General features: G+C 56.7%; 31 protein-coding genes. 23 read left to right on the forward strand and 8 right to left on the reverse strand.

The window, feature by feature from the left end:
* Positions 1-250: 250 nt before the first annotated feature.
* From ACSEXW_RS23865 to ptsP, 6 genes are all read left to right on the forward strand, one after another.
* Positions 251-1,036, forward strand: a complete 786-nt coding sequence (locus ACSEXW_RS23865) for a DeoR/GlpR family DNA-binding transcription regulator (protein WP_438448696.1) — start codon at positions 251-253, stop codon at positions 1,034-1,036.
* Positions 1,033-1,971 (forward strand): 1-phosphofructokinase, encoded by a 939-nt coding sequence (gene pfkB, locus ACSEXW_RS23870; protein ID WP_438448697.1) that lies wholly within the window; start codon positions 1,033-1,035, stop codon positions 1,969-1,971. Before ACSEXW_RS23865 ends, pfkB begins: the two co-directional genes overlap by 4 nt.
* Positions 1,972-2,028: 57 nt before the next feature.
* Positions 2,029-3,423, forward strand: a complete 1,395-nt coding sequence (locus tag ACSEXW_RS23875; protein WP_438448698.1) for a fructose-specific PTS transporter subunit EIIC — start codon at positions 2,029-2,031, stop codon at positions 3,421-3,423.
* A 70-nt stretch (positions 3,424-3,493) separates the two neighbouring features.
* Complete coding sequence (locus ACSEXW_RS23880; protein WP_438448699.1) at positions 3,494-3,946, forward strand: PTS sugar transporter subunit IIA; 453 nt, start codon at positions 3,494-3,496, stop codon at positions 3,944-3,946.
* A gap of 15 nt (positions 3,947-3,961) precedes the next feature.
* The gene (locus ACSEXW_RS23885) at positions 3,962-4,231 is read left to right on the forward strand and encodes an HPr family phosphocarrier protein (protein ID WP_438448700.1); all 270 of its coding nucleotides are present in this window, start codon (positions 3,962-3,964) and stop codon (positions 4,229-4,231) included.
* Positions 4,228-5,961 (forward strand): phosphoenolpyruvate--protein phosphotransferase, encoded by a 1,734-nt coding sequence (ptsP, locus tag ACSEXW_RS23890; protein ID WP_438448701.1) that lies wholly within the window; start codon positions 4,228-4,230, stop codon positions 5,959-5,961. The genes ACSEXW_RS23885 and ptsP overlap by 4 nt, the downstream gene beginning before the upstream one ends.
* 256 nt (positions 5,962-6,217) lie before the next feature.
* Here the strand turns inward: ptsP and ACSEXW_RS23895 are convergent, their stop codons facing one another.
* Positions 6,218-7,021: a hypothetical protein gene (locus tag ACSEXW_RS23895; RefSeq protein WP_438448702.1), complete on the reverse strand. Its 804-nt coding sequence runs from the start codon at positions 7,019-7,021 to the stop codon at positions 6,218-6,220.
* Positions 7,022-7,197: 176 nt separating this feature from the next.
* Between ACSEXW_RS23895 and ACSEXW_RS23900 the strand changes: the two genes are divergently transcribed.
* A complete protein-coding gene (locus ACSEXW_RS23900) occupies positions 7,198-7,872 on the forward strand; it encodes a response regulator transcription factor (protein WP_438448703.1) in 675 nt (224 codons plus the stop codon).
* Positions 7,862-9,271, forward strand: coding sequence for a sensor histidine kinase (locus ACSEXW_RS23905; RefSeq protein WP_438448704.1), 1,410 nt, complete (start codon positions 7,862-7,864; stop codon positions 9,269-9,271). The genes ACSEXW_RS23900 and ACSEXW_RS23905 overlap by 11 nt, the downstream gene beginning before the upstream one ends.
* 54 nt (positions 9,272-9,325) lie before the next feature.
* Here ACSEXW_RS23905 and ACSEXW_RS23910 read toward each other — a convergent pair whose 3' ends face one another.
* Complete coding sequence (locus ACSEXW_RS23910; RefSeq protein ID WP_438448705.1) at positions 9,326-10,150, reverse strand: sugar phosphate isomerase/epimerase family protein; 825 nt, start codon at positions 10,148-10,150, stop codon at positions 9,326-9,328.
* 314 nt (positions 10,151-10,464) lie between these two features.
* Between ACSEXW_RS23910 and ACSEXW_RS23915 the strand changes: the two genes are divergently transcribed.
* The 11 genes from ACSEXW_RS23915 to ACSEXW_RS23965 all read left to right on the forward strand — a co-directional run bounded on the left by ACSEXW_RS23915 (position 10,465) and on the right by ACSEXW_RS23965 (position 20,451).
* Positions 10,465-11,886, forward strand: a complete 1,422-nt coding sequence (locus ACSEXW_RS23915; protein WP_438448706.1) for a family 43 glycosylhydrolase — start codon at positions 10,465-10,467, stop codon at positions 11,884-11,886.
* Between the two features lie 86 nt (positions 11,887-11,972).
* Positions 11,973-13,085 carry a prenyltransferase/squalene oxidase repeat-containing protein gene (locus tag ACSEXW_RS23920; protein WP_438448707.1) on the forward strand — a complete coding sequence of 371 codons (1,113 nt, stop codon included), beginning with the start codon at positions 11,973-11,975 and terminating at the stop codon, positions 13,083-13,085.
* 39 nt (positions 13,086-13,124) lie between these two features.
* The gene (locus ACSEXW_RS23925; RefSeq protein WP_438448708.1) at positions 13,125-14,246 is read left to right on the forward strand and encodes a glycoside hydrolase family 88/105 protein; all 1,122 of its coding nucleotides are present in this window, start codon (positions 13,125-13,127) and stop codon (positions 14,244-14,246) included.
* 25 nt (positions 14,247-14,271) lie between these two features.
* On the forward strand, positions 14,272-15,747 hold the full coding sequence (locus ACSEXW_RS23930) for a glycoside hydrolase family 28 protein (RefSeq protein ID WP_438448709.1): 1,476 nt from the start codon (positions 14,272-14,274) through the stop codon (positions 15,745-15,747).
* A gap of 215 nt (positions 15,748-15,962) precedes the next feature.
* The gene (locus ACSEXW_RS23935) at positions 15,963-16,448 is read left to right on the forward strand and encodes a GNAT family N-acetyltransferase (protein WP_438448710.1); all 486 of its coding nucleotides are present in this window, start codon (positions 15,963-15,965) and stop codon (positions 16,446-16,448) included.
* Positions 16,449-16,677: 229 nt separating this feature from the next.
* Positions 16,678-16,995 carry a hypothetical protein gene (locus tag ACSEXW_RS23940; RefSeq protein WP_438448711.1) on the forward strand — a complete coding sequence of 106 codons (318 nt, stop codon included), beginning with the start codon at positions 16,678-16,680 and terminating at the stop codon, positions 16,993-16,995.
* Between the two features lie 18 nt (positions 16,996-17,013).
* A complete protein-coding gene (locus tag ACSEXW_RS23945; RefSeq protein ID WP_438448712.1) occupies positions 17,014-17,274 on the forward strand; it encodes a hypothetical protein in 261 nt (86 codons plus the stop codon).
* A 119-nt stretch (positions 17,275-17,393) separates the two neighbouring features.
* The gene (locus ACSEXW_RS23950) at positions 17,394-17,846 is read left to right on the forward strand and encodes a VOC family protein (protein ID WP_438448713.1); all 453 of its coding nucleotides are present in this window, start codon (positions 17,394-17,396) and stop codon (positions 17,844-17,846) included.
* A 93-nt stretch (positions 17,847-17,939) separates the two neighbouring features.
* Complete coding sequence (locus tag ACSEXW_RS23955; protein ID WP_438448714.1) at positions 17,940-18,674, forward strand: WecB/TagA/CpsF family glycosyltransferase; 735 nt, start codon at positions 17,940-17,942, stop codon at positions 18,672-18,674.
* A 161-nt stretch (positions 18,675-18,835) separates the two neighbouring features.
* A complete protein-coding gene (locus ACSEXW_RS23960) occupies positions 18,836-19,750 on the forward strand; it encodes a hypothetical protein (RefSeq protein ID WP_438448715.1) in 915 nt (304 codons plus the stop codon).
* Positions 19,751-19,935: 185 nt separating this feature from the next.
* The gene (locus tag ACSEXW_RS23965; protein ID WP_438448716.1) at positions 19,936-20,451 is read left to right on the forward strand and encodes a GrpB family protein; all 516 of its coding nucleotides are present in this window, start codon (positions 19,936-19,938) and stop codon (positions 20,449-20,451) included.
* Positions 20,452-20,503: 52 nt separating this feature from the next.
* Here ACSEXW_RS23965 and ACSEXW_RS23970 read toward each other — a convergent pair whose 3' ends face one another.
* Entirely contained in the window at positions 20,504-21,325 is an 822-nt protein-coding gene (locus ACSEXW_RS23970; protein WP_438448717.1) for a DUF2935 domain-containing protein, read from the reverse strand.
* A gap of 149 nt (positions 21,326-21,474) precedes the next feature.
* On the opposite strand from ACSEXW_RS23970, the gene ACSEXW_RS23975 reads away from it, so the two are divergent.
* A complete protein-coding gene (locus tag ACSEXW_RS23975) occupies positions 21,475-21,837 on the forward strand; it encodes a YkvA family protein (RefSeq protein ID WP_438448769.1) in 363 nt (120 codons plus the stop codon).
* 41 nt (positions 21,838-21,878) lie between these two features.
* On the opposite strand, the gene ACSEXW_RS23980 is transcribed toward ACSEXW_RS23975, so the two are convergent.
* From ACSEXW_RS23980 to ACSEXW_RS23995, 4 genes are all read right to left on the reverse strand, one after another.
* On the reverse strand, positions 21,879-22,073 hold the full coding sequence (locus ACSEXW_RS23980; RefSeq protein WP_438448718.1) for a YwbE family protein: 195 nt from the start codon (positions 22,071-22,073) through the stop codon (positions 21,879-21,881).
* On the reverse strand, positions 22,045-22,590 hold the full coding sequence (locus ACSEXW_RS23985) for a D-glycero-alpha-D-manno-heptose-1,7-bisphosphate 7-phosphatase (protein WP_438448770.1): 546 nt from the start codon (positions 22,588-22,590) through the stop codon (positions 22,045-22,047). The genes ACSEXW_RS23980 and ACSEXW_RS23985 overlap by 29 nt, the downstream gene beginning before the upstream one ends.
* The gene (locus ACSEXW_RS23990; protein ID WP_438448719.1) at positions 22,587-23,519 is read right to left on the reverse strand and encodes a nucleoside hydrolase; all 933 of its coding nucleotides are present in this window, start codon (positions 23,517-23,519) and stop codon (positions 22,587-22,589) included. Before ACSEXW_RS23990 ends, ACSEXW_RS23985 begins: the two co-directional genes overlap by 4 nt.
* Before the next feature lie 121 nt (positions 23,520-23,640).
* Positions 23,641-23,880, reverse strand: coding sequence for a hypothetical protein (locus tag ACSEXW_RS23995; RefSeq protein ID WP_438448720.1), 240 nt, complete (start codon positions 23,878-23,880; stop codon positions 23,641-23,643).
* Between the two features lie 195 nt (positions 23,881-24,075).
* On the opposite strand from ACSEXW_RS23995, the gene ACSEXW_RS24000 reads away from it, so the two are divergent.
* From ACSEXW_RS24000 to ACSEXW_RS24010, 3 genes are read left to right on the forward strand one after another with little or no spacing between them, the layout of a single operon-like run.
* A complete protein-coding gene (locus ACSEXW_RS24000; RefSeq protein ID WP_438448721.1) occupies positions 24,076-24,603 on the forward strand; it encodes a cysteine hydrolase family protein in 528 nt (175 codons plus the stop codon).
* 22 nt (positions 24,604-24,625) lie between these two features.
* Positions 24,626-24,976, forward strand: a complete 351-nt coding sequence (locus ACSEXW_RS24005; RefSeq protein ID WP_438448722.1) for an MmcQ/YjbR family DNA-binding protein — start codon at positions 24,626-24,628, stop codon at positions 24,974-24,976.
* Complete coding sequence (locus tag ACSEXW_RS24010; RefSeq protein ID WP_438448723.1) at positions 24,973-25,128, forward strand: hypothetical protein; 156 nt, start codon at positions 24,973-24,975, stop codon at positions 25,126-25,128. Before ACSEXW_RS24005 ends, ACSEXW_RS24010 begins: the two co-directional genes overlap by 4 nt.
* A gap of 98 nt (positions 25,129-25,226) precedes the next feature.
* Here ACSEXW_RS24010 and ACSEXW_RS24015 read toward each other — a convergent pair whose 3' ends face one another.
* Positions 25,227-25,439 (reverse strand): hypothetical protein, encoded by a 213-nt coding sequence (locus ACSEXW_RS24015; RefSeq protein ID WP_438448724.1) that lies wholly within the window; start codon positions 25,437-25,439, stop codon positions 25,227-25,229.
* Between the last annotated feature and the right edge of the window lie 61 nt (positions 25,440-25,500).

A 25,500-nucleotide genomic window follows, 5' to 3' on the forward strand; every position in this document is an offset into this window, starting at 1 on the left:
GGAAGCCCTTCCGTATCCTGAAGAGGAGACGGAAGGGCTTTTTCCTGTTCGGGCTCGTGGCGTGAGTGGGTGGTGATCGAACGTGACTGAATTACAGAATAAAAGCGCTTTACAAATCACAAATGGTCATATAAAATCATAATCAAGCAGTAAATGGTCACAAACGATTACATTCACTCTCGCATACCCGCGTATATACATGGAAACAGCCTAATTCGAGCATGAATAAGCATAAGAGAGGGGGAGGGTTATGTTGTTCGAGGAAGAACGGAAGCTGAAGATCCGGGATTATGTGCAGACCCACGAGCGGGCATCGGTTCAGGAGCTGGCCGCGGCGTTCCAGGTCTCCGAATCCACAGTCCGCCGGGACCTGAAGGATCTGGAGGATTCCAAGCAGCTGAAGCGCACCCACGGCGGGGCCGTTGCGGTGCTGAGCGACAATACCGAGCCGCCCTTCAATGAGAAGGAGGACCGGCTCCGCAAGCAGAAGGAAGCCATCGCCCGAGCAGCGGCGGCTATGGTCCGGGAGGGGGACAGCATCCTGCTGGATGCGGGCTCCACCACGTATTATCTGGCCAAGGAGCTGAAGGCCTTCAAGAAGCTGACGGTGGTCACGAATTCCATCGTGGCGGCCCAGGAGCTCAGCAGCCAGCCCCATATCGATCTGCTGCTTACGGGGGGGACGCTCAGGCACGAGACCTTGGCGATGGTCGGCCCCGTTGCGGAGAAGACGCTGGGAATGGTTCGGGTCGACAAGGTGTTCCTGGCCATTAACGGTCTGGATTCCGATGCCGGATTGACGACTCCGTCCATGTCCGAGGCGGAGATGAAGCGGCTCATGATCCGGGCCGGCAAGCAGGTGATCCTGCTGGCTGACCACAGCAAGTACGGCAAGGTTTCTTTTGCCCGGGTGGCCGGCTTGGAGGAGATTCACCAGATCATTACCGATTCCGGTATCCCGGCACTGGCCGCAGGCGAGCTGGAGGCGGCGGGCATTCAATTGAGCATCGCAGAACTGCAAGGAGATGAAGCATGAAACCGAACGTCATTACCGTCACTATGAATCCTTCCCTCGATAAGACCGTTACCGTACCCCATGCCGCATTGGGCCGGCTGAACCGGATTCAGGATGTCCGTACCGATGCCGGAGGCAAGGGAATCAATGTGGCCAAGGTATTGAAGAGCTTCGGCGTGCCGGTAGCCGCCTGGGCCATAGCCGGAGGGTACCAGGGCCGCGTGATCGAAGAGAAGCTCCGCGCGGCGGACATTCCGACCGAATTCATGGAAGCGCCGGGAGAATCCCGGACCAACCTGAAGGTGGTGGATGCGGAGACTCTGGTCACCACCGAATTCAATGAGCCGGGCATCCGGGTTGATGCAGACCTGCTGCAGCGGTTCACCGCCCGATTCGTGGAGGGCTTGGATGGAGTCTCCTACGCTGTTCTGGGAGGAAGCCTTCCACCTGGGGCTCCTCCGGACTATTACCGCATCCTGATTGAAGCGGCCCGTACCCGGGGCGTGCAGGTCCTGCTGGATGCGGACGGTGAAGCGTTCCAGCGTGGAATCGCGGCAGCCCCGTATGCGGTGAAGCCTAACCTGCACGAGCTGGAGTCGTACCTGGGCGAGAAGCTGGAGTCGGAGGAAGAGGTGGCGGCCGCCGCCAAGCTGCTGATAGCCAAGGGCGTGAAGCTGGTGCAGATCAGCATGGGGGCCGAAGGCTCGATCCTCGCAGATGAAAGCGCCGCCTATCGGGCCAGGCCGTTCCCCATCACTCCAGGCAGCACGGTAGGGGCAGGGGATTCCATGGTAGCCGCCATGGTGCACGGGCTTCTCCAGCGGCTGCCGCTGGACGGTATAGCCCGGCTGTGCTCCGCCGCCGGAACCGTAACGGCCTCCAAGCCGGGAACCGAGGTGTGCACACTGGAGGAGGTCGCCGGCAAGCTGGAGCTGGTCGGATTGTCCCGGTTGTAATCCAGACCGGTTTGAATATACTGCACCACACTATAGACGATAAAGGGGATATCCTTCATGAAGAAGCTGCTTGCCGTAACCGCATGTCCCACCGGAGTCGCCCATACGTATATGGCTGCCGAATCATTGATCAAAGCAGCCAAAGAGAAGCAAATCCCGCTCAAAGTCGAAACCCGCGGCGCCGTCGGCGTGGAGAATGAGTTCTCCGCCGAGGAAATCGCCGAAGCGCACGCCATCATCGTAGCGGCCGATACCGATGTATTGGAGGGCCGCTTCGCGGGCAAGCCCGTCGTCAAGGTGCCCGTGGCCCAAGCCATCAAGAATCCGGCCGGCCTCCTGGATGAGGCGCTGGCGAAGACCGCCTCCGCCTCTGCCGCATCCGATCTTGCCGCACAGGTGGAAGCGAGCAAGGCCGAACGCAGCGCCAAGCGTACCGGACCCTACAAGCATCTGATGACCGGCGTATCCGCCATGCTTCCGCTGACGGTAGCGGGCGGTCTCCTGATTGCCCTGTCCTTCATCTTCGGCATCGAGGCCTTCAAGGAGCAGGGCACCTTGGCCGCTGCTCTCATGGATATCGGCGGCGGAGCCGCATTCGCCCTGATGGTTCCCATCCTGGCCGGCTTCATCGCCTTCTCCATCGCCGAGAAGCCGGGTATGGCGCCCGGTCTGGTCGGCGGCATGCTGGCCTCCAAGATCGGCGCCGGCTTCCTGGGCGGCATCATCGCCGGCTTCCTGGCGGGCTATGTAGCCAAGTGGCTGAAGGATACCATCAAGCTTCCCCGCAACCTGGAAGGCTTGAAGCCGATTCTCTTGATTCCTCTCTTAGCTACCGGCATCACCGGTCTTCTTATGGTCTATGTCATCGGCGAGCCGGTCAAGGCCGTGATGGACGGATTAACCCACTGGCTGCAGTCCATCGGCTCCGCCAATGCCGTTCTGCTCGGTCTGCTTCTCGGCGCCATGATGGCCTTCGACATGGGAGGTCCCGTGAACAAAGCGGCGTATACCTTCGCCGTTGGTCTTTTGGCCAGCCAAGTGTACGGCCCGATGGCAGCGGTTATGGCTGCCGGCATGACTCCTCCCCTGGGACTGTGGCTCGCCACGCTGCTGGCTCCCGGCAAGTTCACCAAGGATGAGCGGGATGCAGGCAAAGCCGCCTCCGTACTGGGTATCTCCTTCATTACCGAAGGCGCGATTCCCTTCGCGGCCAGCGATCCGTTCCGCGTCATTCCTTCCATCATGGCCGGCTCTGCCGTTACCGGCGCCCTGTCCATGATGTTCAGCGCCACGCTGCGCGCTCCCCACGGCGGAGTCTTCGTTCTGGCCATTCCGAACGCGGTCGGCCATCTGGCCCTGTATGCCTTGTCCATCGCCATCGGCACCGTTGTCACCGCGCTCCTCTTGACCGTAATCAAGAAGCCGGTTGAAGCGGCCAAAGCAGCTGCCTAACAGAGAATACCAGACAATAGGGAATACTATATCCCGTCCGATATCGACCATTACCGAGAAGGAGGCTCCTATGAACATCACTGAATTGCTCCATGAACAATCCGTCCTTATTCCGCTCAAGGCCGAATCGAAGCTGGAGGTTATCGAGCAGATGGCCGGACGCTTGGCCGAGAACGGCGTCCTGTCCGATAAATCCGCATTTGTGGAGGCCGTACTGAGCCGGGAACAGACCGGCTCTACCGGAATCGGCTTCGGCGTGGCCATTCCCCATGGCAAGTCCAAGGGAGCGGCCAAAGCGGGCATCGCCTTCGCCAAGCTGGAGGAGCCGGTGAACTGGGCCTCTCTGGACGGCAACCCGGTCACGGCCGTCTTCATGATCGCCGTGCCGGAGGAAGCGGCGGGCAATGATCATCTGAAGATTCTGATCGCCATCTCCCGCAAGCTCATCGATGAAGAGTTCCGCAGCCAGCTCATGCAGGTGGAGAAGCCTCAGGACCTGATGAAGCTGCTAAGCACGATCTAAGGAAGGAGAATCCCCATGCATACCAGACAAGTCACCATCCGGAACGAATCCGGCTTCCATATCCGACCGGCCCAGCTGTTCACCGAAAAAGCGGGTGCCTACCAGTCCTCCGTCACCATCCAGCCCGAGGGCACCGATACAGCCGTCGACGGCAAGAGCATTCTCGGCCTCATGACCCTGGGCCTGTCCAAGGATGCGGTCATCTCCATCTCCGCGGAAGGCCCCGATGAGGCGGAAGCCGTTGCCGCACTGGCCGAGCTGGTGGAAAGCGGGTTCGGCGAATGACGGAGATCCGGTATCAAGGCATCGGCGTATCCGCAGGGGTGCGCATCGGCACCGCCTTCGTCTACAACCCGGTGAAGCCGGGCGAGCTTCAAGAGCGGAAGGCGGACAATGCGGAAGAGGAACTTACCCGCCTCCGCCATGCCAAGGCCCGCTGTCTGTCGGAGCTGGAGGAGCTGGTGGAACGGACCCGCAGCACGCTGGGAGAGGAGAAGGCCGCCATCCTGAAGGGACAGATCAGCTTCCTGAACGATCCGACCTTTTACCCTCCGATGGAGCAGTTGATCTCGAAGGACGCTTGGTCCGCCGAGACCGCGGTGGGCAAGATCGTGGCCCGCATCGCGGCCATCTTCGAGAACATGCCCAATGACTATATGAAGGAGCGCGCAGCGGACATCCGGGACGTTGGCGGCCGGCTGACGGCGAAGCTAGTGGGCAATGGGGGCAACCGGTTAACCGATATCAAGGAGCCGTCCATTCTAATCGCCGAGGATCTGACACCGTCCGATACGGTACAGCTGGATCCGGCTCTAGTACTTGGCTTCATGACGAGAATCGGCGGGAAAACCTCCCATACGGCCATTCTGGCCAACTCTCTGGGGATTCCGGCCGTGCTCGGACTGGGGAACGCGCTGGACGGAGTGCCGGACGGGGCGACCGTCATTCTGGACGGCTCCACGGGAGAATGTTTGCTGCACCCCGAGGCGGCAACCGTGGAGCGGTACCGCAGCCTAATGTTAGCCGAGCGGGAGGAGCTGGAGCGGCTGAAGCGGTTCTCCGAGCAGCCGGCCGTCACCTCCGACGGCTTCCGCGTGGAGATCGCCGCCAACATCGGCACCCCGGCGGAGGCGGAGAGCCTGCTCCAGAAGGGGGCCGAGGCCGTCGGGCTGTACCGGACGGAATTCCTCTTCATGAGCAGAACCGTCATGCCTGACGAGAACACCCAGTTCCAAGCCTACAAGGCAGCGGCCCAAGCCATGCAGGGCAAGCCGGTGGTCATCCGCACGCTGGACATCGGCGGAGACAAGGAGCTGCCTTATCTGGAGCTGCCCCATGAGCTGAACCCGTTCCTCGGGTACCGGGCTGTCCGTCTGACCCTGGATCGTCCGGACCTGTTCCGTACCCAGCTCCGGGCCATCTATCGGGCCAGCGCCTTCGGCACCGTCAAGATCATGTTCCCCATGATCTCGGGTCTGGGCGAATGGCGCCGGGCGAAGGCTCTGGCCGAGGAGGTCCGGCAGGAGCTGGCTGCCGAAGGCCAGCCGATGGGCGAGAAGGTGGAGCTGGGCATTATGGTGGAGATTCCCTCCGCTGCCCTGCTGGCTCCCCAGTTCGCCAAGGAGGTGGACTTCTTCAGCATCGGCACCAACGATCTGGTGCAGTACACGGTGGCGGTGGACCGGATGAATGAGAAGGTCGCGAACTTATACGATTATTTCCATCCCGCCGTCATCCGGCTCATCAAGACCGTCATCGACGCCTCGAACCGGGCCGGGATCTGGACCGGCATGTGCGGCAGCATGGCCGGCGACCCTCTGGCGGCACCGCTCTTGGTCGGTCTGGGCCTGCACGAATGGAGCATGTCGCCGTCCGCCCTTCACAGGGTGAAGGAAACGGTGACCCGGCTGAACCGGCAGGACTGCATCCGGCTGGCGGAGCGGATTCTGGAGCTGGAGACACCGGAGGAGGTCCGGCAAGCCCTGCAGGAGTTCCTAGGGGAGTACAGCCGTTAATCCAACGGTTGCCGCATTTCCTTGGCAAAGCACCGCCTGACAGGCGAATGCCTCAAGAAAATAGCTCCCCAAAGTGCTATTTTGCGCCGCTCCACGCATCCACTTACAGAAATAGCCCCTTTCGGGGCTATTTCTTGTTTAGATCGACTTGAACAGACAACGCATCATGATAATAGCTCCTTTCGGAGCTATATTGTAGCGCACGAGGTCCGCGCTCGCAGAGAATAGCCCCTTTCGGGGCTATTTCTGTTAACGCTTAGGAGCTGGCTGCGTCTCCGGTAGCGGCCGGAGTTTTGGCCGGGGTCTTGGCGGCGGGAGCTTGGCCCTTCTTGCCAACGTATTCCTTGATGCGCTCCTTGGCCTTCTCCAGCAGAGAGTTGACCAGCTGGTCCTCGGAGATGCCCTTATTCTGGGCGATCTCGCTCAAGGACTTGCCCGACTGCAGCTCGGTCTTCAGCTCCTGCTCCGTCAGGCCCAGGATACCGGCAGCCTCAGTCAGATTGCCGAAGCCCATGCCGCCGCGGCCCTTACCCATATGACCGGCCATGCCCTTGCCCATGTCCGTACCGGCGCCCATCTTGCCGTGCCTGCCGTATCCGGGATTCTCCACCATGGCGGTAATGCGGTCCTTCAGGGCGGCCTTCTGCTGGTCGACGAAGGTCTGGGTCACCTTGCCGTCCTTCACCAGCTGGTCCAGACGGGCGGCTTCCTGGTTGTACAGGAGCTCGACCACCTTATCCTTGGCAATACCCTTGGCCTCTGCAATGGCGGCCAGCGACTTGCCCGCCGCCAGCTCCTGGGACAAGCTCGCCTGGTCCAGACCCAAGAGGGCCAGCAGCTCGGTATTGTTCCCGGCCACGGCGCCTTTGCTTGCGCCCATGTTCATCATTCCCTTGCCCATGCCTTTGCCCATGTCCTTGCCGAAGGGCTTGGCGGCTGCGGCCGGCGGAGCCGCCGAATCGGTGGAGCCGGTGCCGGTGCCGTCGGTGGTGGCGGCATATGCGGTGCCTGCTGCGGCGAGCAAGGCGATTCCTAACGTGACGGACAACATTTTTCTCATGATCTCATCTCTCCTTATGTAAAGGGATGGTAGCGGTGAACCGCATGATCCCACTTTATCGGAGATTGGTGAAATTACGGTGAAAGAAACCGGTTCGGCGGCGTTTTTTTCATCTTAAATTCATCTCCGGGTGTTATCCTGTGTGGAGATAGGCGAAGGAAGGAGGGTGAGAGCGGATGAACATTCTGTTGGCGGAAGACGACGAGCGCTTGGGGGAGCTGGTGTCCCACATGCTGAACCGCAAAGCGGGCTACCGGGTGGAGTGGGTAATGTCGGGCCGAGATGCCTACGATTACGCCACGGCCTCCCATTACGATATCCTGCTCCTGGATTGGATGATGCCGGACGGGGACGGGATCCATACCTGCCGCAAGCTGCGAAAAACCGGCTATCAGGGCGCCATCCTGATGCTGACGGCCAAGGACTCCCTGAAGGACCGGGTGGACGGTCTGGATGCGGGGGCGGACGACTATCTGGTGAAGCCCTTCGAGCTGGAGGAGCTGCTGGCCCGGATCCGGGCACTCACACGCCGGAATTACGCGCCTCTTATCCAGGAGGTGATGCCGATCGGCAGTCTGACGCTGGACCGCAACAGCTTCACCGTGCAGCGGGAGGGGGAGAGCATCCAGCTGACCCCGAGGGAATTCCAACTCCTGGATCTGTTGGCGGCGAATCAAGGACAGGTGCTGACCCGGGAACTGATGCTGGACCGGATCTGGGGATACGATGCCGACGTATCGGCCAAAATCGTGGATGCGACCGTCAAGCTCCTCCGCAAGAAGCTGGAAACCTTCGGCTTGGAGGAGATGATCCAAAGTGTCCGTGGGGTGGGATACAAGCTTGAGAACTAAATGGATGCGTTGGTGGCGGGGCTTATGGGGAGATGAGCTGTTCCGGAAAACCGAACGGCGGCTGACGCTCTTATACAGCGGGGTGTTGATCTCCTTCCTCGCCTTGTTCGTCGGAATCGTCTATATGCTGCTCCGGTATATGATCATCAGCGACCAGAATCAGGAGCTCCGCGCCTTGGCCGACCGGCAGCAGCGCATGGTGCAGAACCATGTGCGGATGGTCCGTACTCTGGACGGGCAGCTGAAGAACAATCCGGACATTATGGCAGGGTCGGAGAACCAGTTGTTCACCTACATCTTGGGCAGTAAGGGGCAGCTGATCCAATCGATGGAAGCCGGCCGGTGGGATAAGGCGCCGCTCATGGCCGCCATCCAGAGCTGGACGGGGAGCGAGAGCAAGATCCGGGAGACCACCATCAGCTACACCCCGGGCTCCCCCGACGAGCGGAGAGGGCCGAGAGCGTACCGGCAGATTCTTCAGAAGGGGCAGTCGGGTCAGATTCGGCTGTTGGTGACGGGACGTCCCATTATGCTGGGGGAAACTCAGGTGGGCTCCGTATATATCGGCCTGAACGTATCCTACAGCTATGAGCTCCTGAATTGGATGCTGCTCGTGCTGTGCGGAATCGCGCTGATGTTCTTCGCAGGGGCCTTGTGGATCAGCTATGCGTTGTCCCGCCGGGCGATGATCCCGGTTCGCCGGTCCTATCGGCTCCAGCGGGAATTCGTAGCGGATGCCTCCCATGAGCTGCGCACGCCCTTGTCTGTCATCCAATCCTCGGTGGAGGCCTTGGAGCTGGAGCAGTCGGAGGAGACGGACCCCTTCGTCCGCAGGCTGACGGCAACGATGAAGGACGAGGTGAAGCGTATGGCGAAGCTGACCGGCGACCTGCTGACGCTAGCCCGCTCCGATTCGACGGAGCATCAGATCATGAGGGAGAGCTTCGACTTCGGTCCACCGGCCCGAAGCGTGACGGAAGCGATGCAGGCGGTTTCGGAATCGAAGGGGGTGCGCCTGGAGGCGCTAATTCCGGAGAGCCTGCCGGCCGTCGGGGATTTGGAGCGGCTGAAGCAGCTCATGTACATTCTCTTGGACAATGCGGTTAAATATACGCCGGAGGGGGGAGCGGTCCGCGTCGAGCTCCGGGATGAGGGCAAGGATCCGGGGCGGTCCCTGGTCCTGATCGTCAGCGATACCGGAGCAGGGATCTCCCAGGAGGATCTGCCCCGGATCTTCGACCGGTTCTACCGGGCGGACAAATCCCGGACCCGGCAGTCGGGCGGCCATGGTCTCGGGCTGTCCATCGCCCAATGGATCGTGCAGAGCCACAACGGAACGATCCGAGCCGCCAGCATCCCGGGGCAGGGCAGCACGTTCACGGTCCAGATACCGGTCTAGTACAACAAAACAGCGGTTGGCGCAGGAGATTTCCTGTCCGACCGCTGTTTGTTTTTAGCCTTCTTGGTTCAGCCGGCGGACGAACCGGATGCTGTCGTTGATCTCCGGCTCCTTCAGTGCCTCCAGGGAGATATCCACGTATGGCTTGTACTCCCGCAGACGGGTAAGGAAGGCTTCCGTGTGGAACAAGCCGTGTCCCGCCTTGACATAGTCCCAGCCCGGAGCCGCTTCCGTCCGGATCACGTCCTTCAGGTGGACAAGGACGATCCGGTCGCCGAACAGCCGGAAGGAGCGATCCATCATGTCGTCCTGGGAGTCCAGATCGTTCTTGTCGATCAGATTGCACGGATCGTATACGACGCCGAGGGTGGGGGAAGGCACCTCATCCAAGATGCGGCGCATCTTCTCGGGCGTGCTCAGCGTGTGGGTGCTGACGGGCTCCAGCCCGACGGTAACGCCCCATACCTCGGCCTCCCGGGCCAACTCCTTGACCGTCTCCCGCAGAATCTCCCAGCCGGCATCCTCCTCGTGAAGCGACAGATCGCCCGTTTCAGTGGCGACGATGGGGCAGCCCAGCCAGCGGGCAAAGCGGATGTGCTCCTTGAACCGCTCGATCTCCTTGCGGCGGGCCTCCGGATCCGGATGAACCGGGTTGATATAGCAGCCGAGCACGCCGATGCGGATGCCCGCCTCGCGGAAGTGGGTGGCGATACGGTTCGCCAACCCCGGGTTTAATTTGCCCAGTCCGGTGTCGATGTCCGCCACCGCTTTGGATAAGGCAAGCTGGACGAAATCCAGCTCCTCGTGCTGCTTCAAGCTGCCGACGAGCTCCGCCAGCGGTTTTTTGCCGGGGACGTGAGCCAGTGTGCCGTAAGCCATGGATTGCTCCTCCTTCGTAAACATGTTGTCCGTCGTCACTATACCACAGGTCGTGCGTGGCTGGGAATAATCACTGGTCATTACCGGGGTAATCATCAGCTTGGAAGTTGACGGAACCGCCTTTCGCCTGTGGCGATGTGGTTACAAGGGTGCCGATCGATGGAAAAAAAGTTCGTCAAAGCATTTACGAATCGAATGTGGAGAAGTATAATCGTAACGATATAACTGGAATATGAATAAAACCTTGTTATTTTCTGATGAAATTATACTTTCTTGTTATTCGGTTTAAGAATAACAGATTGGAGGATGGTTCTATGACAGTCAATAACCACACTATCATTCCAATCATTCCGGGGAATTATGCTGACCCGTCGGTGATCCGTGTCGGCGGCGATTACTACATGACGCACACTTCTTATAAGTCCTTGCCCGGACTGATCATCTGGCATTCCAAGGATCTGGTGTCCTGGAAGCCGGTTTCGGCGGCTCTGACGGAGTATATCGGAGACGTATGGGCTCCGGATTTCGTTCACCACAACGGCATGTTCTATATCTACTTCCCGGCCAACCGGACCAATTGGGTGGTGTCCGCTCCTTCCCCATTGGGCCCGTGGAGCGCTCCAGTGGACCTGAAGATCAAGGGCATCGACCCGGGTCATGTGGTCGGACCGGACGGAAGACGGTATCTGCACATCTCCGACGGCTATATTATCGGGCTGGCGGATGACGGCTTGTCCGTAACCGGCGAGCCGCAGAAGGTGTACGAGGGCTGGCGCTACCCCGACGATTGGGTGGTGGAGGCCTATAGCATGGAAGGGCCGAAGCTGATGCACAAGGACGGCTGGTATTATCTGACCATCGCCATCGGCGGCACCGCCGGACCGCCCACCAGCCATATGGCGGCCGTATCCCGCTCACGGACTCCTTGGGGGCCGTGGGAGCATTCCCCGTACAATCCGGTGGTCCATACGGAATCGGCGGCGGAGCGCTGGTGGTCGAGGGGCCATGCCTCGCTGATCGATACGCCGGAGGGCGACTGGTACGTCGTCTATCATGCCTACGAGAACGGCTTTGCCACCGTGGGCCGGCAGACGCTGCTCCAAGCCGTGGAATGGACGGAGGACGGCTGGTTCAAGCTCCGTTCGCAGGAGCCCGTTCTGAACGGGACGGGATTGGACTTCGTGACTTCTTCGGATCCGTATGAGGACCGCTTCGACAAGGGCCGCCTGGACCTGGCGTGGCAGAGCCCCGAGGCACTGCCCGAAGCAAGGTTCCGGGTGCTTCCGTCCGGTGGCTTGACGGCTGCAGGGTCCGGCTCCGAAGCCGGCCGGAGCCCGCTGCTCTATATGACGGCCCACAAGAGCTACGAGGTGACGCTGGAGGTCAGCGTGACCGGCGACGCCGAAGGGCGGCTCCTGCTGTACTACAGCCCGGAGCATTATCTGGGCATCGCCCTATCTGCCAAGGGGGTCCGGCATCTGCGCTCCTTCAAGACTTACTCCTATGCGGGGCTCGGGACCGATCGCGGCTGGCTTCGGATCCGCAACGACCGGCATATCGTGAGCTTCTACTACAGCGCAGACGGCGCTCATTGGAGCAAGTACGACAAGGTAGTGGACGCCTCCGGCTTCCATCACAACACCTTGGGGCTCTTCCTGAGCCTCCGGATCGGCCTGGACATTACGGGGGACGGAACCGCTGTCTTCCACCGCTTCCAGTATCAGCCCTTACCGTAACCGGACATCGAGATATCCCTGCTTTCATCAACGGATGGCGCCGCAAGCGGCACGAATGTCATATTCCCGTGAAGGAGATGGATGTAATGAACCGGCAACACGAATGCGACACCCGCAAAAACCAGGCTCTGGCCGCCATGGATCAGCTGTTCGAGGGCTTCTTCGAATGGCTGGAGGGCCAGTATGATCCGAAGAGCGGCGGCTTCTTCTACGCCCGCAGCTCCAAGGAGTCCGGCGCCTTCATCCCGGACATCGAATCCACCGCCCAGGCGGTCAACATCATGGAGCGAGCCGGCATTCTGGAGCGCCTCCCCGAGGAGATCAAGAACGGCCTGATCCGTTTCTTCCAAGGGAAGCAGGATCCGTCGGGTTACTTCTACGATGAAGATCCGAACATGCGTCTGGATGAGGTGATGGTGGGCCGGGCCATCGGCTACAGCTCCCACTCCCTGCACAAATTGGGCGCCGCCCCCTTGTACCCGCTGCCTTCCGTGCAGAATGCCCCGGCTTATATGGAGTCGCCGGAGACGTACCTGCAATGGCTGGAGAACGTGGAGCTGTGCAACAGCTGGAGAGGCTGTGACCGCCTCTGCAATTCCGCCCCTTATATCCGTGCCCTGCCGGAGGAGGATCGGAAGCCTTATCTGGCCACTGCCTTCGCCTTCCTGGACCGGATCCAGGACAAGGAGACCGGCCTGTGGGGACAAGGTGCCCCCTACGTCCGCATCTCGGGAACCTTCAAGCTGCTGACCTTCTACCGGACCTTCGCTATGCCTGTGCCGCGCCAGGAGCTGATCTACCAGAGCATCCTGCACTGCCTGCGGACCGAGTTCGCCAAGGATATGTGCTACATCCGCAATCCGATTGACCTGCTCTCGGAGATGGAGAACTTCCATATCCTCGAGGAGGATTTTGCCGAGATTCTGGAGATTACGCTTGCGAACATCAAGAAGCTGAAGCGGCCCGACGGCGGCTTCTCCCGGGAGCACCACCGCTCCCCGCCAGCTCCTAATGTGGCCCAGGTAAAAGAGGACGAATGGTATCCGGACATGCCGAAGGCCGTGCCGATCGGTCTCGGCAAGGTAGAGGGAGATATGAACGCAGGAACCCAGGCGCTTCTGATCCGCACCCTGCTGCGGCGTCTGGCCGATTCTCCCGTGCCGCTCCATGCACCTGCACACGTGTTCTCCGGAAAGTAGAGATTGATCCGAACCGCCAATAGAAAGGATGGAATCCCAATGACAACCACGCTTCAAGCCGTAACGAACCGCACGGACATCAAGCCGGTGGAGTGGGCCAAGGCCTCCTGTGACGCCTTGATGGCCAAATTTCCGAAGCCGGCGGACCTTCCGCCCGCTAACCGGTGGCATTACCACCAGGGGATCTTTTTGTATGGAATGCTGAAAGTCTGGGAGAAGCTAGGAACGGAGGCTTATCTGACCTATCCGAAGGGCTATGCCGACGCGCTGATCGACCCTTACGGCGGTCTCCTGTTCGAGCGCGACCAGCTGGACTCCATCATGCCGGGTCTCCTGCTGCTGGCCTTGGATGAGCAGTTCGGCCAAGAGGACGCCCGCTACCGCAAGGCCTCCTTCAAGCTCCGCTCGCTGTTCGACACCATCAACCGCACCTCCGAGGACGGGTTCTGGCACAAGGACAAATATCCGTACCAGATGTGGCTGGACGGCTTGTATATGGGCGGCGTGTTCGCGGTGCAGTACGCCAACCGGTTCGGCGACAGCTCCCTGTTCGACATGGTGGCCTACCAAGAGCAGCTCATGCGCAAAAACATGTATGACCCGAACACCGGTCTTCTCTTCCACGCTTGGGACGAAACCCGCCGTGCGCCTTGGGCCAACGCGGAAACCGGCTGTTCCCCGGAATTCTGGGGCCGCTCCTTGGGGTGGTACGGCATCGCCGTCGCTGACTTCCTGGACGAGCTGCCGAAGGACCACGCCGCTCGTGCGGACCTGACCCGGGTGCTTGGTGATTTCTCCCGTGCGCTGATCCGGTTCCAGGATCAGGCCTCCGGCCTGTGGTATCAGGTGGTGGACAAGGGCGACCGTCCGGACAACTGGCTCGAGACTTCCTGCACCAGCCTCTTCGTCTATACCATCGCCAAGGCTTACAAGCATGGCGCCGTAGGCGAGGAAGCGCTGGAAGCCGCACGTGCCGGCTACAAGGGACTCCTCAGCCGCTTGAAGTTTGACGAAGCCGGACACCTGGTTGTGCCGGAGATCTGCATCGGCACCTCCGCAGGCGACTATCAGAATTACGTGACGCGGCCGGTCAGCGAGAACGATCTGCATGGCGTAGGCGCCTTTATCCTGGCCTGCGTCGAGATGGATGGACTTATCTAACGTTTCGGAAGGGGATTAATATCGAATGGCGATTTATCATATTACCGAATTCGGCGCCCGGGGCGACGGTCAGACGAACTGCTCGGAAGCGATCCGTGCCGCAGTAGCAGCCTGTAAGGCAAAAGGAGGCGGCACCGTCTACGTTCCTGCCGGCACGTATCTGACGGGCCCCATCGCGATGGAGAGCCACATGACGCTCTATCTGGAAGCCGGCGCGGTCCTGAAGTTCTCCGACCGGTTCGACGATTACCCGGCGGTCTTCACGCGCTGGTCCGGCTATGAGGGCTACGGCTATCATCCGCTGGTTTACGGACATGGGTTGGAGCAGGTCGCCATCAAGGGCGAGGGCATTCTGGACGGCCAGGGCCAAGCCTGGTGGGAAGCCTACAGGGAGCTGCGCTACAAGGGCGTGGTGCCAGAGTCCAAAGTCCGCGACGAGCTGGTGGAGAAGAATGCGGGTCTGGTCGGCAGCGTGAAGAGCAACATTGTGGAATGGGGCACCGTCTTCTTCCGCCCGCCGCTGATCCAGCTCCTGGATTGCAAGGACGTGGTGCTGGAGGGTGTAACCTTCCGCAACTCTCCGTTCTGGAACACGCATCTGGTCTATTGCGAGCACGTGAGCATCCGCGGCGTGACCTTCCGCAACCCGTATGACGCGCCTAACAGCGACGGCCTGGATGTGGACTCCTGCGTGGACGTGCGCATCTCCGACTCCCACTTCGACGTAGGGGACGACTGCCTGTGTCTGAAGGCCGGCATCGACGAGGACGGACGCCGGGTCGGCAAGGCGACGGAGAACGTGACCGTTACCAACTGCACCATGCTGCACGGCCACGGCGGCGTCGTGTTCGGCAGCGAGACGGCAGGCGGCATCCGCCACGTGACCATCTCCAACTGCATCTTCCTGGGCACGGACCGGGGCATCCGCTTCAAGACCAACCGGGCCCGCGGCGGCGGCGCCGAGGACATTCTGCTGCAGAACATCTTCATGCGCGACGTGCTCTGCCCGATTGCCATCAACGGCTTCTACAAGCACGGAGTCGATGAGACCAATCCGCTCATGACGAGCCCAGACGCCGTTCCGATCACCGAGGCGACTCCGGTCATCAAGAACATCAGCATCAGCAACATTACGGCGCTGAACTGCAAGGCGGCAGCAGGCTTCATCTACGGGCTTCCGGAGAGACCCATCGAGAACCTGTCCCTGCAGCACATCCGCATCGAGATGACGGATGATCCCAACGAGCAGGGGGGCGAACCGGACATGGTCCGCGAGAACCTGGTAATGGCGGGCGAAGGCATCCTCTGCAAGCATGTGCGCGGTCTGGAGCTGCACAGCGTAGCCGTCGCCACCCGCCAAGGCCCGGCGCTGATCCTGGACCAGGTGAAGGACGCCGTCGTGGACGGCCTCCGCATGCTGCGCCGCCATGCCGGCACCCCGGCCATGCGCGTGAAGAGCAGCGAGGAGATTCAGTCGAACGCGGAGTTTAACGTCCAGTAAGCACAAAGCCCAAGCGGGTTAGACTTGTAGTCTAGCCTGCTTGGGCTTTTTTTGCATGGGGAGTAGAGGCAATCGCCGGTGGCATGGCAGATGCAGCGTGCCTCAGCCGGGTCGGCCGGGCATGGCTTCTTGCCGTAGAGGTGAGATGAAGATGGCGGGGGACTTTGTGAAAAAAGTGACAATCTTCATTTCCTGATGGAACGGATTGCCTTATCGTGGAGAAAACGAGCGGAAAGGGCGATCAATCGATGAAGATGGACCACGATCTTGTAGTTACTTGCTTCTCCAGCGCACATGCCGAGGCGGTCTCCCGTCTCATCCGGGAGAGTCTGCCGGAAGCTCTGGCTGCGGCCACTCCGGCCGAGTTAGAAGAAGGGGCCGATGCTTACTCCAAGGAGAGAATCATCCGCCGGATGAACGAGCGTCTTGCCTATGTGGCCGTATACCGTTCCCAGATCGTAGGAGCCATCCTGTTGGACCAGTCGGAGGAAGGTCGCCGGGTGGAGGCGCTATGCGTCGCACCGGAGCACCGGGATTCGGGCATCGGCGCCATGCTGGTGGAGACGGCGGAGAAGCGTGCCGGAGAGTTGGGCGTGAAGCGCATCAGCGTCTCTCCGAAGCTGAAGGACAACGGCTTCTTCCGGAAGTTGGGATACGGTGCCGCGGCGGAGCAGGGCGTATTGGCGAAAGCCTTGGTGTAATTGAAGGACGAGGACATAACTCAACCTGCCTCAGGCCGGGATGCTGCTTGCATCCGGATGCCGGGGCAGGTTTTTTGTGTCGCTGCAGCCTGGTGCCCATAATTTATTATTGCTGTATAATAAATTCATCGGCGTCTGAAGAACAGGTTCCCGAATAAACATATGACCCGCCTCCCCGGCGGGTCATTGAATTATTATTCCTACTGGAAAAAGTCAGGAGATGGTATTCATGTCGGAAAGGTTACTTTCCTTATACAAAGATGAGTCTATATTTCAAGGATATATTGGGACAAAAACAGGACACTTCACTGAAGGATCACTTCCAGAAGAAATTTGCGTGGGAGATAGTATTTGCTTTTATCCTAAAGGGGATAGGCACGATATTATGGGAGGTATTGTGACGGAAGTGAACGGAAATTTTCATGTACAAATCTCCTACCCAGTTAGTCTGACTGGTATAGATATCGTAAGAATCACCAAATCGCACAAAGAACTGTATTCAGGTCAATATTGGAGTAATTATAACGGAAACTTCAAAGTCATATGATAGTAGAGGTGAATAGAAATGGAATTAGATTGGCCTGAAATTAACCGTATTATTGAAGAAAATTCAAATGGTTTAACAATACGTCTAGGGACTACAAGTATGTTGGGTATTGAAAAGATTAAATTTTTGTTAGATGAAGTTGATCGCTTTCCTGACAACCAAAAAACAGTTGTAGATTCAGCAAAATTGCTACAAAATCATCTTTCGGATAAATACAGTCTAATGTCCGCAAAAAGTATACATATATTGATGCAGAGGTTTTGCTTTTCAAACAAATAAGGGCACTTCAATTCATTTCTCTTCGCAGGGTTATGGTACAAAGATGTATTCATGTAGTTATTCATTCGCAAAATGAAGATGATCAGATCATAAATTCGTACACAAAAGGGGATAAAACTATGGCAAAAAACAATTTACTACGAATGGACAATGTTGGCATTGTTGTTGAATCCCTTGATGAAACAATCCCTTTCTTCGAGGAAATTGGCTTGAAGCTCGAAGGGCGAGCTACTATCGAAGGTGAATGGGCTGGTCGCGTAACCGGGCTGGGTTCACAATGTGTAGAGATTGCAATGATGGTTACTCCGGATGGCCATAGCCGAATTGAGCTTTCGCGATTTCTTACCCCACCTGCCATATCCGATCACCGAACCGCTCCGGTGAATGCCCTCGGTTATCTGCGGGTTATGTTCGCCGTTGAAGACATTGACGACATGGTATCCAGACTCACAAAGCGCGGTGCTCAGCTCGTTGGCGAAGTGGTTCAGTACAAGGACTCGTATCGGCTCTGCTACATTCGCGGAGTTGAAGGAATACTAATCGGTTTGGCGGAACAACTCCGCAATAAATAAGAGACGGTTACTCTAGCCCCCAGAAATATAGCGTCTTTATATCACCCATGTTAAAATATAGCAAACATGTTTAACGAAGGTGGACTAACCACTATGGAGAAATACGCCAAGGTGATGGGAGTTAAATTCCCTAAATTGACGTTAGACCGTACAATAGAGGTTCTTTCGGATGTTATTGAAGAGAATAGAGCAGAACTTTTCCATGTCATAACGGTTAACCCTGAGATCACCATCGCCTGTCAGAAGGATAATTCATTACGATCCATCATTGATGAAGCAGGGCTCATTACAGCTGATGGTATTGGTATTGTAATGGTCTCCCGTGTAAGAGGCGGCAATCTTCCCGAAAGGGTTACGGGGTACGACACGTTGTTAGGGTTACTTGATTCCGGGAACAAGAGAAAATGGTCCTTTTATTTTCTGGGTGCAGATCCTCTCACTAATGAAAAGGTGTGCGAGGTTATCGAAGGAAAGTATCCTGATCTGACAATATTGGGCAGACACCATGGTTACTTCAAGGAAAATGAAGAAGACAAGATTGTCGAGGAAATTAGCAAGTTAAAGCCTGATATATTAGTGGTTGCCCTTGGAGCCCCATATGCAGAGAGATGGATTCACAATCATAAATCAAAGTTAAATGCGAAGATTGCAATAGGTGTTGGAGGAAGTCTTGATGTAATCGCAGGAAAAGTAAAAGAGACCCCAGAAGTTTGGAAACGGTTAAACTTGGAATGGCTTTTCAGGTTAATCCAACAACCTTCAAGATGGAGGCGGCAGTTAATCTTGCCTCAATTCGCCATTCGTGCGCTGATGTTTAGAGAAAAGTAAATCTTTATTTCTACTATCCTAAATACGTCACGAGGCTGCCACGTAATTCGCAGGCGGCCTCTTTTCACCTAACGGGCATGAGTGTTCTTGTAATTGAATGACCGTGACCATTTCATAACAAAAGTACAGTGATTTCATTTCGAAGCCTTGATGAAAGGGCGATGGAACGGACAATGATCGACTCCCATTCAGAACACTATAAATTCGGCCCGTGGATTTATGAAATATCCAGCAAAAATCCTATGCCACCTTTATTCGAACCCTACTACAAGGCAGACAACGATTATCTGCTATTAGTCAAAGTACCAAGAAACGTAGATAGGAAAGACGTCAAGCCGGGAATGGATTTATATGACTACATCATTGGGTTATGTGAGAATGTCATCTATATCCTGAAACGTGTGGGAACAAAAGTGGAAGAAACCAAGTTCACCTATCTGGAGATAGAAGCCATCGAAGACCAAAGAGACTTGCTGAAGGGGAAGTTAACGATTTACTTGAAACGGGGGAAGCTTATCATTCCTTACAATACATCTTCTGCTGAAATGGTGAATAAGATTACCACTATTATTCGAAACCGTTACACAAATAAGGTGCATGATATTTTGAATGCTGCCTATCCCTCAGATGGCGTGTTATTCGATGGCTTGTACAATAACCTGTTTAAAGACATGAAATCTTGTGATCATGATCTCAAGGTTTATGCGTACCAACCTCCCGTATTTGTAACATTAAGAAACGGCAATCCTGTAAAGAAGATGGTTCATCGCTTAATTAGAACTCAATTATTGGACACCCTTCATCTGATCAATCAAAAGGAACTGATTATCATCAGTAGGGGGGAGAGTTTCCGAACACGCAGTGACAGCGTCTACAGCTATGCTTTTACCTATGTTCCATTGGATCGATTACTTCGTGTCGAATTCCATGAACACAATTTTTATGATCGTTTGATGGAGCTGAAACTTGATTTAACAGGGAGTGGTCTTTGTTTCTGTATAGATCAAGGGAATCAAATGCTGATGGATCGATATCATAAATTATCGCGTGATATAAAATATAAGAGATTTGAATGAGGATTGTATTGTAGGGTTTTGAGAGAAGGGACTCTTCAGTTGCCGCGCAAAACCAAGGTTGGATGATGGAACTAGGGTGGTAACAAGGGTAATGCACTCTTCCCTTCAAGGGCGAGTGTTTTTTATTCTCCATCTCGAGAGGGAGGATGCAGTGATGAATTATTTCATTGAACGGAGCGATCCAAATGAGGAAAGTAGAGGTTCTTCCTTACGATCCGCTGTGGGTTTCCAAATTTGAAGAAGAGGTGGAAAATCTTCGGTCGATTCTGGGTTCGGAGATGATCGACATCCATCATATCGGGAGTACATCTGTTCCAGGGCTGAGTGCGAAGCCAATCATTGACGTGATGCCTGTAGTTAAAGATATCGGTAGGGTAGACTCATATAACGAACAGCTGCGAAACCGAGGTTATGAACCAAAAGGTGAAAACGGAATAACCGGAAGGCGTTATTATACAAAAGGCGGCGACGAACGGACCCATCACATACACATTTATGCGGTTGGAAATCCTCAAATTCTGCGGCATCTTGCTTTTAGAGATTATCTGAAGGCACATCCGAATGTCGCCAAAAGCTACGGAGACCTTAAAGCAGAACTGGCCGCCCAATTCCCTTATGATATAGCATCGTATATCAAGGGGAAGGAAACAATGGGGCTTGAAATTGATCGGCAAGCAGCTGCATGGGCTATGAGAAGTTAGTCTCACAACGCGCGAAGAAGGCGAGCTTTACGGGCTCGCCATTTCTTCGTGATTAGTGCCATACGCTTTGATCCGGGTCAAAAGAGGCATTTCCTCTCAAATGGTTCTCAAACATATCGATAATCGTCAAGAAATGCTCTGCCTCTCTATAGACATGGTCCGCTAACAAAGGATGTATGATGCTCTTAATACGACAAGCATCTATAAGGTCTCGAGCTGTCTTCTTAAAATCGCGGAGGCTCACGACGGATACACGATTTTGATCGAGAAATTGACTCAGTAAAGGCTGTGTTTGGGATTGTGGGCGCATGGAGCTCAAGTCCTTGGCTTGCCAGAGCAGCGTATCGAAATCATGGCTAAACTCTCTAGCCTGCTCGACTAATTTCCGTTCGGAAGGATCAAGCAGATGCCCGATGAATTTGGCATGGTCAGCCATAATTCTCAAGAAGAATACATTCTCGTCAATAATGGCGTCAGCCAATGGCTCCAGTCGTCCGCTATTCAACTCGGCCAGCCGGTTTCTGAAATAATTGGCCTCTCGACTTACGTGGTCCACTAGAAGAGGATAGTTATTCGCTCCAGGAAGCTTACAAGTAAGAATGAGCCCAAGTACCTTACGCTTGAAGACCCATATGTGCGATACAGCATTGTGGACCTCTGTATTAAACGCCCGGATTTGCTGGGGATCCGTATTGGCAGGGAAAGCATGAGATTGAGCCTCGATATGTTCGAAGATGGAATAAAAGGCATTTGCTTCCTGAATAAGCTGAGTGTCTTCGGCGCGGAATCCAAGCTTCAAGAATAGGGAATGCTCTTTCATGATTCTGGACCAGAACCTAATCTCCTCAAGTGATCGCGTTACAAAAGCATCCAACGAAATCCCCCCTTATCACGATATTACCATTCTATGTTGGGGGTTAAATGTCCAATGACACAAGGTTATTAATAAACGGAGCTGTAGAAAAACCTCACTTCAAAAAGGATGGTTGGACAGTGGATGGCTTGCTAAGCAGATTGAAAACGATGGCAAAGAAACTTAAATCTAACTTGATGGTCATGTATTTGGCTTATCGGGATCCGCGGGTACCGCTGTTTACGAAAATATTCGCCATTTGCGTTGTTGCATATGCTTTTAGTCCAGTGGACTTAATCCCTGATTTTATACCGATTCTGGGGTACCTGGATGATTTGATCCTTGTTCCGCTAGGGGTATACATCGCCCTGAGGCTGTTTCCAAAAGAAGTGCTGGAAGACTATCGGGCAAGGGCAGAAGAACGTAGAAAGCTGGGAAAACCCAAGAACTGGATTACAGGCACACTCATCATTGCCCTTTGGTTCGCGTTGGCCCTATGGAGTGGATGGTACATGTATGGACGGTTGAAGTAACAAAAAAAGCCGATTATCGCTGGGATAATCGGCTCTTCTATTTACGGATGGATCACCTGCACCCGGCCCACTTGGCCGTCCGTGAGTCGAACCTTGATCCCGTGCGGGTGCCGGGGGGAATTCGTAAGAATGTCCTTCACGGTCCCACGGGTCAGCTTGCCGGTCCGCTGGTCCTGCTTCAGGACGATATCCACTTCCAAGCCGGGCTTAATGTCCGCCCGGTTCTGTCCGTTCATGCGCCTCTTCTCCTTTCCATAACGACTCTGCCGCCTCCCGGAGGCTGCCGAACGTCCAATCGGCCTTGGGATCACCCGGCTCGGGAATCCCGATCCGGACAGTTCGGACTCCGGCGCGCTGTCCGGCCCGGATATCCGTGCCCCGGTCTCCGACCATATAGCTCCTCTTGGGGTCAAGCCCGTACTGGAGAATCAGATCCTTAAGCAGTCCGGGCTTGGGCTTCCGGCAATAACAGCGGGCATGGGGCTTGTGGGTGCAGGCTCGGATCTCCGTAATGACGCCGCCGGCTTCGGTGATCGCACCGGTCAGCTTCAAGTGGATCCGGTCCAGATCCTGCCGGGACAGCTTGCCCAGGCCGACTCCGCCCTGATTCGTCACGACGAACACCTGGTAGCCGGCGTCATTCATGACCTTCACGGTTTCTGCACTGCCTGGAAGCAGCTTCAGTTCCTCCGGGGTGTTGACATTGCCGGCCTCGTTCAGCACACCGTCCCGGTCCAGAAATATCGCCTTCAGAACAGTCCCTCCACCTTCGCAAAAAAATCCTTCATAAACGCCTCCGCCTCCACCTGAAGGGCCACTTCCACGTTAGGCCGGGCCCCCTCGGGCGGGAACAGATTCTCAATGGTCCGTCCCCGGGAATCGTCATCCGTCTCCGCGTGAAGAAAGAAGGGGACGGTACGCACCCATTCCGGATGAAGCGCAGCCCCCACAGCCAGAGGATCATGCAGGGCACAGCCCTTCAGATAAGGATAATGGCGCTTGTACGCATCCAGGTAAAAGGCCGTAAAATCCGCGAAAAACCGTCCCAGACCGGAGCCCGAATCCCTCCAGCGGCGCGTGTCGGCCTCCGTGAGCAGGGTTTTGCGGGTCACATCCAGACCGATCAGCATGACGGGAAGACCGGAGGTGAACACGGTGTTGGCCGCCTCCGGGTCCATAAAGACGTTGGCCTCCGCGAACTTGGTTACGTTGCCCGGTGCCGCAACCGCCCCTCCCATACAAACTGCTCCTCCCAGTTTGTCTGCGAGGGACGGATCTGTCAAGAGAGCCTCCGCCAAATTCGTCATCGGTCCTGTGGTAACCACGGTCAAGTCCTTGCCGTGCCGATGCGCCTGCTCCACAATAAAGTCGGAGGCACGGATCGGCGTATGGGGAGGCGCTTCGCCAACCCCCAAGGATTCGCCAAGACCGTCCTCTCCATGGAAGGCTCCGCTATACCGCTTGGTCCGGACCATCGGGGCCTCAGCTCCGGAATAGACCGGAACCGTGAGCTGCAGCCGCTTCATTAGCTCTATGGTGTTCCGAAGTGCGTTGGACAGCGGAGTGTTACCGTAGGTGACCGTCACCGCCAGCAGCTCGGCCTCCGGAGATGCCGCCAGGTAAGCGAGGGCCAGAGCATCGTCGATTCCCGTATCCGCATCCAGAATGATTTTTCGCGTCATGGGCGGACCTCCTCCACATCATGATGATTCCATGTAACCACAGCGGCAGAGGAGATGCAACCGAACGGTCCTTTTGTGCAAAAGAAAGACCGGCGGGGACCCCGCCGGCCGAGAGTACGGATTACTTCGTGTTCTTGGTGCCGCTCAACGCGGAACGGTCGGATGCCAATTGATCCTGCAGCTGCTCCGCGGAGCCGGACTCGTCTTGGGCCTGGTGCACGGCTGCTTGGGCGTGAAGCAAGGACATCTCGGCTTGCTGGACCATCTTGTCGGACGGATGATCCTCCGCCTGCCCGACCGCGTTGTTGGCGGTCTCGACGGCGTTTTGGGCCTGGCTCAGCTTATTGCGGTCTTGTGCCATCTGATTTTCCTCCTTTCTTGCAGAATACCTCCATCAATATGGGCATATGCAGGGGATTTTATGTAGCCGTGACAGGGATTAGTCTGTATAATATAGGAAATAGCAGCGCTAGGAACGTGTGTTCCGCATGCGTTCGGAACGAAAGAATCCGTCAATCCGTCCTATCGCCGAATCTACCGTAAGGGAGCCTGTCGAATGAATACCCCAACCGCCTTGTTAATCATTGATGTGCAGAATGCGCTGTTCCTGCCCGAGTATGGGCTATATCAGGGGGAGACCCTGCTGTCCCGTCTCCAGACGCTGATCCGCCAAGCACGGGAGACGGATACTCCCGTCATCTACGTGCAGCATACCGAGCCGGAGGGGGAATTTGCCCCGGAAGCTCCGACCTGGGAGATCCATGAGGCCATCCGGCCGCTTCCTTCCGACCCGATCGTCCGTAAGACAAGCTGGGACTCCTTCCACCAGACGGAGCTCCAGCAGGTTCTGGAGGAACGAGGCATCCGGAAGCTGGTCATCGCAGGCATGCAGACGGAATTCTGCTTGGACACGACGGTGCGGAGGGCTTACAGCCTGGGTTATACCCAGAACGTGCTGGTGCAGGATGCTCATTCTACCTTCGATACCGAAGCGCTGCCCGCCGAGCGGATCATCGGGCATCATAACCGTACGCTAGGCGGCAGGTTCGCCCGGCTGGAGACGACGGACCGCGTCGTTTTCTAAGAACCGGGGGAGGGAGCTCTATATGCAGCAGCATCGATTAACGGCCTATTGCTTGACCAAGAGAGGGGCGGCGGACGATTACCCGTTCGGCCCCCATCCGTTGGTGATGAAGGTGGGAGGGAAAATGTTCGCCCTGATCGCAGGCAGCGGGGAGGATCTTCAGATATCCTTGAAGTGCGACCCGTTTATTGCGGAGAACCTGCGGGAGCAGCACGATTGCGTCCGTCCCGGGTATCACCTGAATAAGAAGCATTGGAACACGGTGACCGTGGACGGCTCCATGCCCGAAGAGGAGCTGCAGGCCATGATCGACCATTCCTATGACTTGGTGGTCCGGAGTTTGCCGAAGGCCAAGCGCCTGGAGCTGAAGTGAAGGGCGTCTTGAACCAGGACAGCATTCAGGAGCTGGTGTCTCGAATCCGGAACGGAGCTGAGCTGCTAAGCTATGAGGAATGGCTCCACGCGTTGGAGGAGTACGGATTGCATCAGACGGAAGAGGCGGCGTTGGCGGCGGCGGAGGGATAAGCGAACGTACCGGTTACAGTGTCGTGAGAAACGGCCCAATAGAAGAGGCAGCCCCTTCCGGTTGACGGATGGGGCTGCCTCTTTTATTGGGCATACGCTCAAGCCGATGAGCGCATGCGGGATCCTTCAAGCGGCTTCTCCGCCTGGGCGCCGTCCGGCAACCGGTCCGGCAGAACGATGCCGGCGTTGCAAGGAACAACCATACGGACCGGGTGGGCCGACGCGAACAGGGTGAAGCCGGGACTGCAGCATCTGGATACGGGTTCGTCTCGAACGTTGGATTGTTTCATGAAGCGTTCGGCTTCATGCACCTTTTTGTCTCCTCATCGTGAAGCTCTCTGTATAAGCCCATTATGAGGGAGAAAGCTGAAT

The organism is Oryzibacillus soli (assembly GCF_051594765.1).
In the GTDB taxonomy this organism is placed as follows: Bacteria; Bacillota; Bacilli; order Paenibacillales; family NBRC-103111; genus Paenibacillus_AR.

Coding starts and splice junctions, on each gene's coding strand:
- ACSEXW_RS23865 (WP_438448696.1), top strand. CDS start 251: ATGTTGTTCGAGGAAGAACGGAAGCTGAAGATCCGGGATTATGTGCAG.
- pfkB (WP_438448697.1), top strand. CDS start 1,033: ATGAAACCGAACGTCATTACCGTCACTATGAATCCTTCCCTCGATAAG.
- ACSEXW_RS23875 (WP_438448698.1), top strand. CDS start 2,029: ATGAAGAAGCTGCTTGCCGTAACCGCATGTCCCACCGGAGTCGCCCAT.
- ACSEXW_RS23880 (WP_438448699.1), top strand. CDS start 3,494: ATGAACATCACTGAATTGCTCCATGAACAATCCGTCCTTATTCCGCTC.
- ACSEXW_RS23885 (WP_438448700.1), top strand. CDS start 3,962: ATGCATACCAGACAAGTCACCATCCGGAACGAATCCGGCTTCCATATC.
- ptsP (WP_438448701.1), top strand. CDS start 4,228: ATGACGGAGATCCGGTATCAAGGCATCGGCGTATCCGCAGGGGTGCGC.
- ACSEXW_RS23895 (WP_438448702.1), bottom strand. CDS start 7,021: ATGAGAAAAATGTTGTCCGTCACGTTAGGAATCGCCTTGCTCGCCGCA.
- ACSEXW_RS23900 (WP_438448703.1), top strand. CDS start 7,198: ATGAACATTCTGTTGGCGGAAGACGACGAGCGCTTGGGGGAGCTGGTG.
- ACSEXW_RS23910 (WP_438448705.1), bottom strand. CDS start 10,150: ATGGCTTACGGCACACTGGCTCACGTCCCCGGCAAAAAACCGCTGGCG.
- ACSEXW_RS23915 (WP_438448706.1), top strand. CDS start 10,465: ATGACAGTCAATAACCACACTATCATTCCAATCATTCCGGGGAATTAT.
- ACSEXW_RS23920 (WP_438448707.1), top strand. CDS start 11,973: ATGAACCGGCAACACGAATGCGACACCCGCAAAAACCAGGCTCTGGCC.
- ACSEXW_RS23925 (WP_438448708.1), top strand. CDS start 13,125: ATGACAACCACGCTTCAAGCCGTAACGAACCGCACGGACATCAAGCCG.
- ACSEXW_RS23930 (WP_438448709.1), top strand. CDS start 14,272: ATGGCGATTTATCATATTACCGAATTCGGCGCCCGGGGCGACGGTCAG.
- ACSEXW_RS23940 (WP_438448711.1), top strand. CDS start 16,678: ATGTCGGAAAGGTTACTTTCCTTATACAAAGATGAGTCTATATTTCAA.
- ACSEXW_RS23945 (WP_438448712.1), top strand. CDS start 17,014: ATGGAATTAGATTGGCCTGAAATTAACCGTATTATTGAAGAAAATTCA.
- ACSEXW_RS23950 (WP_438448713.1), top strand. CDS start 17,394: ATGGCAAAAAACAATTTACTACGAATGGACAATGTTGGCATTGTTGTT.
- ACSEXW_RS23955 (WP_438448714.1), top strand. CDS start 17,940: ATGGAGAAATACGCCAAGGTGATGGGAGTTAAATTCCCTAAATTGACG.
- ACSEXW_RS23960 (WP_438448715.1), top strand. CDS start 18,836: ATGGAACGGACAATGATCGACTCCCATTCAGAACACTATAAATTCGGC.
- ACSEXW_RS23965 (WP_438448716.1), top strand. CDS start 19,936: ATGAGGAAAGTAGAGGTTCTTCCTTACGATCCGCTGTGGGTTTCCAAA.
- ACSEXW_RS23975 (WP_438448769.1), top strand. CDS start 21,475: ATGGCAAAGAAACTTAAATCTAACTTGATGGTCATGTATTTGGCTTAT.
- ACSEXW_RS23980 (WP_438448718.1), bottom strand. CDS start 22,073: ATGAACGGACAGAACCGGGCGGACATTAAGCCCGGCTTGGAAGTGGAT.
- ACSEXW_RS23990 (WP_438448719.1), bottom strand. CDS start 23,519: ATGACGCGAAAAATCATTCTGGATGCGGATACGGGAATCGACGATGCT.
- ACSEXW_RS23995 (WP_438448720.1), bottom strand. CDS start 23,880: ATGGCACAAGACCGCAATAAGCTGAGCCAGGCCCAAAACGCCGTCGAG.
- ACSEXW_RS24000 (WP_438448721.1), top strand. CDS start 24,076: ATGAATACCCCAACCGCCTTGTTAATCATTGATGTGCAGAATGCGCTG.
- ACSEXW_RS24005 (WP_438448722.1), top strand. CDS start 24,626: ATGCAGCAGCATCGATTAACGGCCTATTGCTTGACCAAGAGAGGGGCG.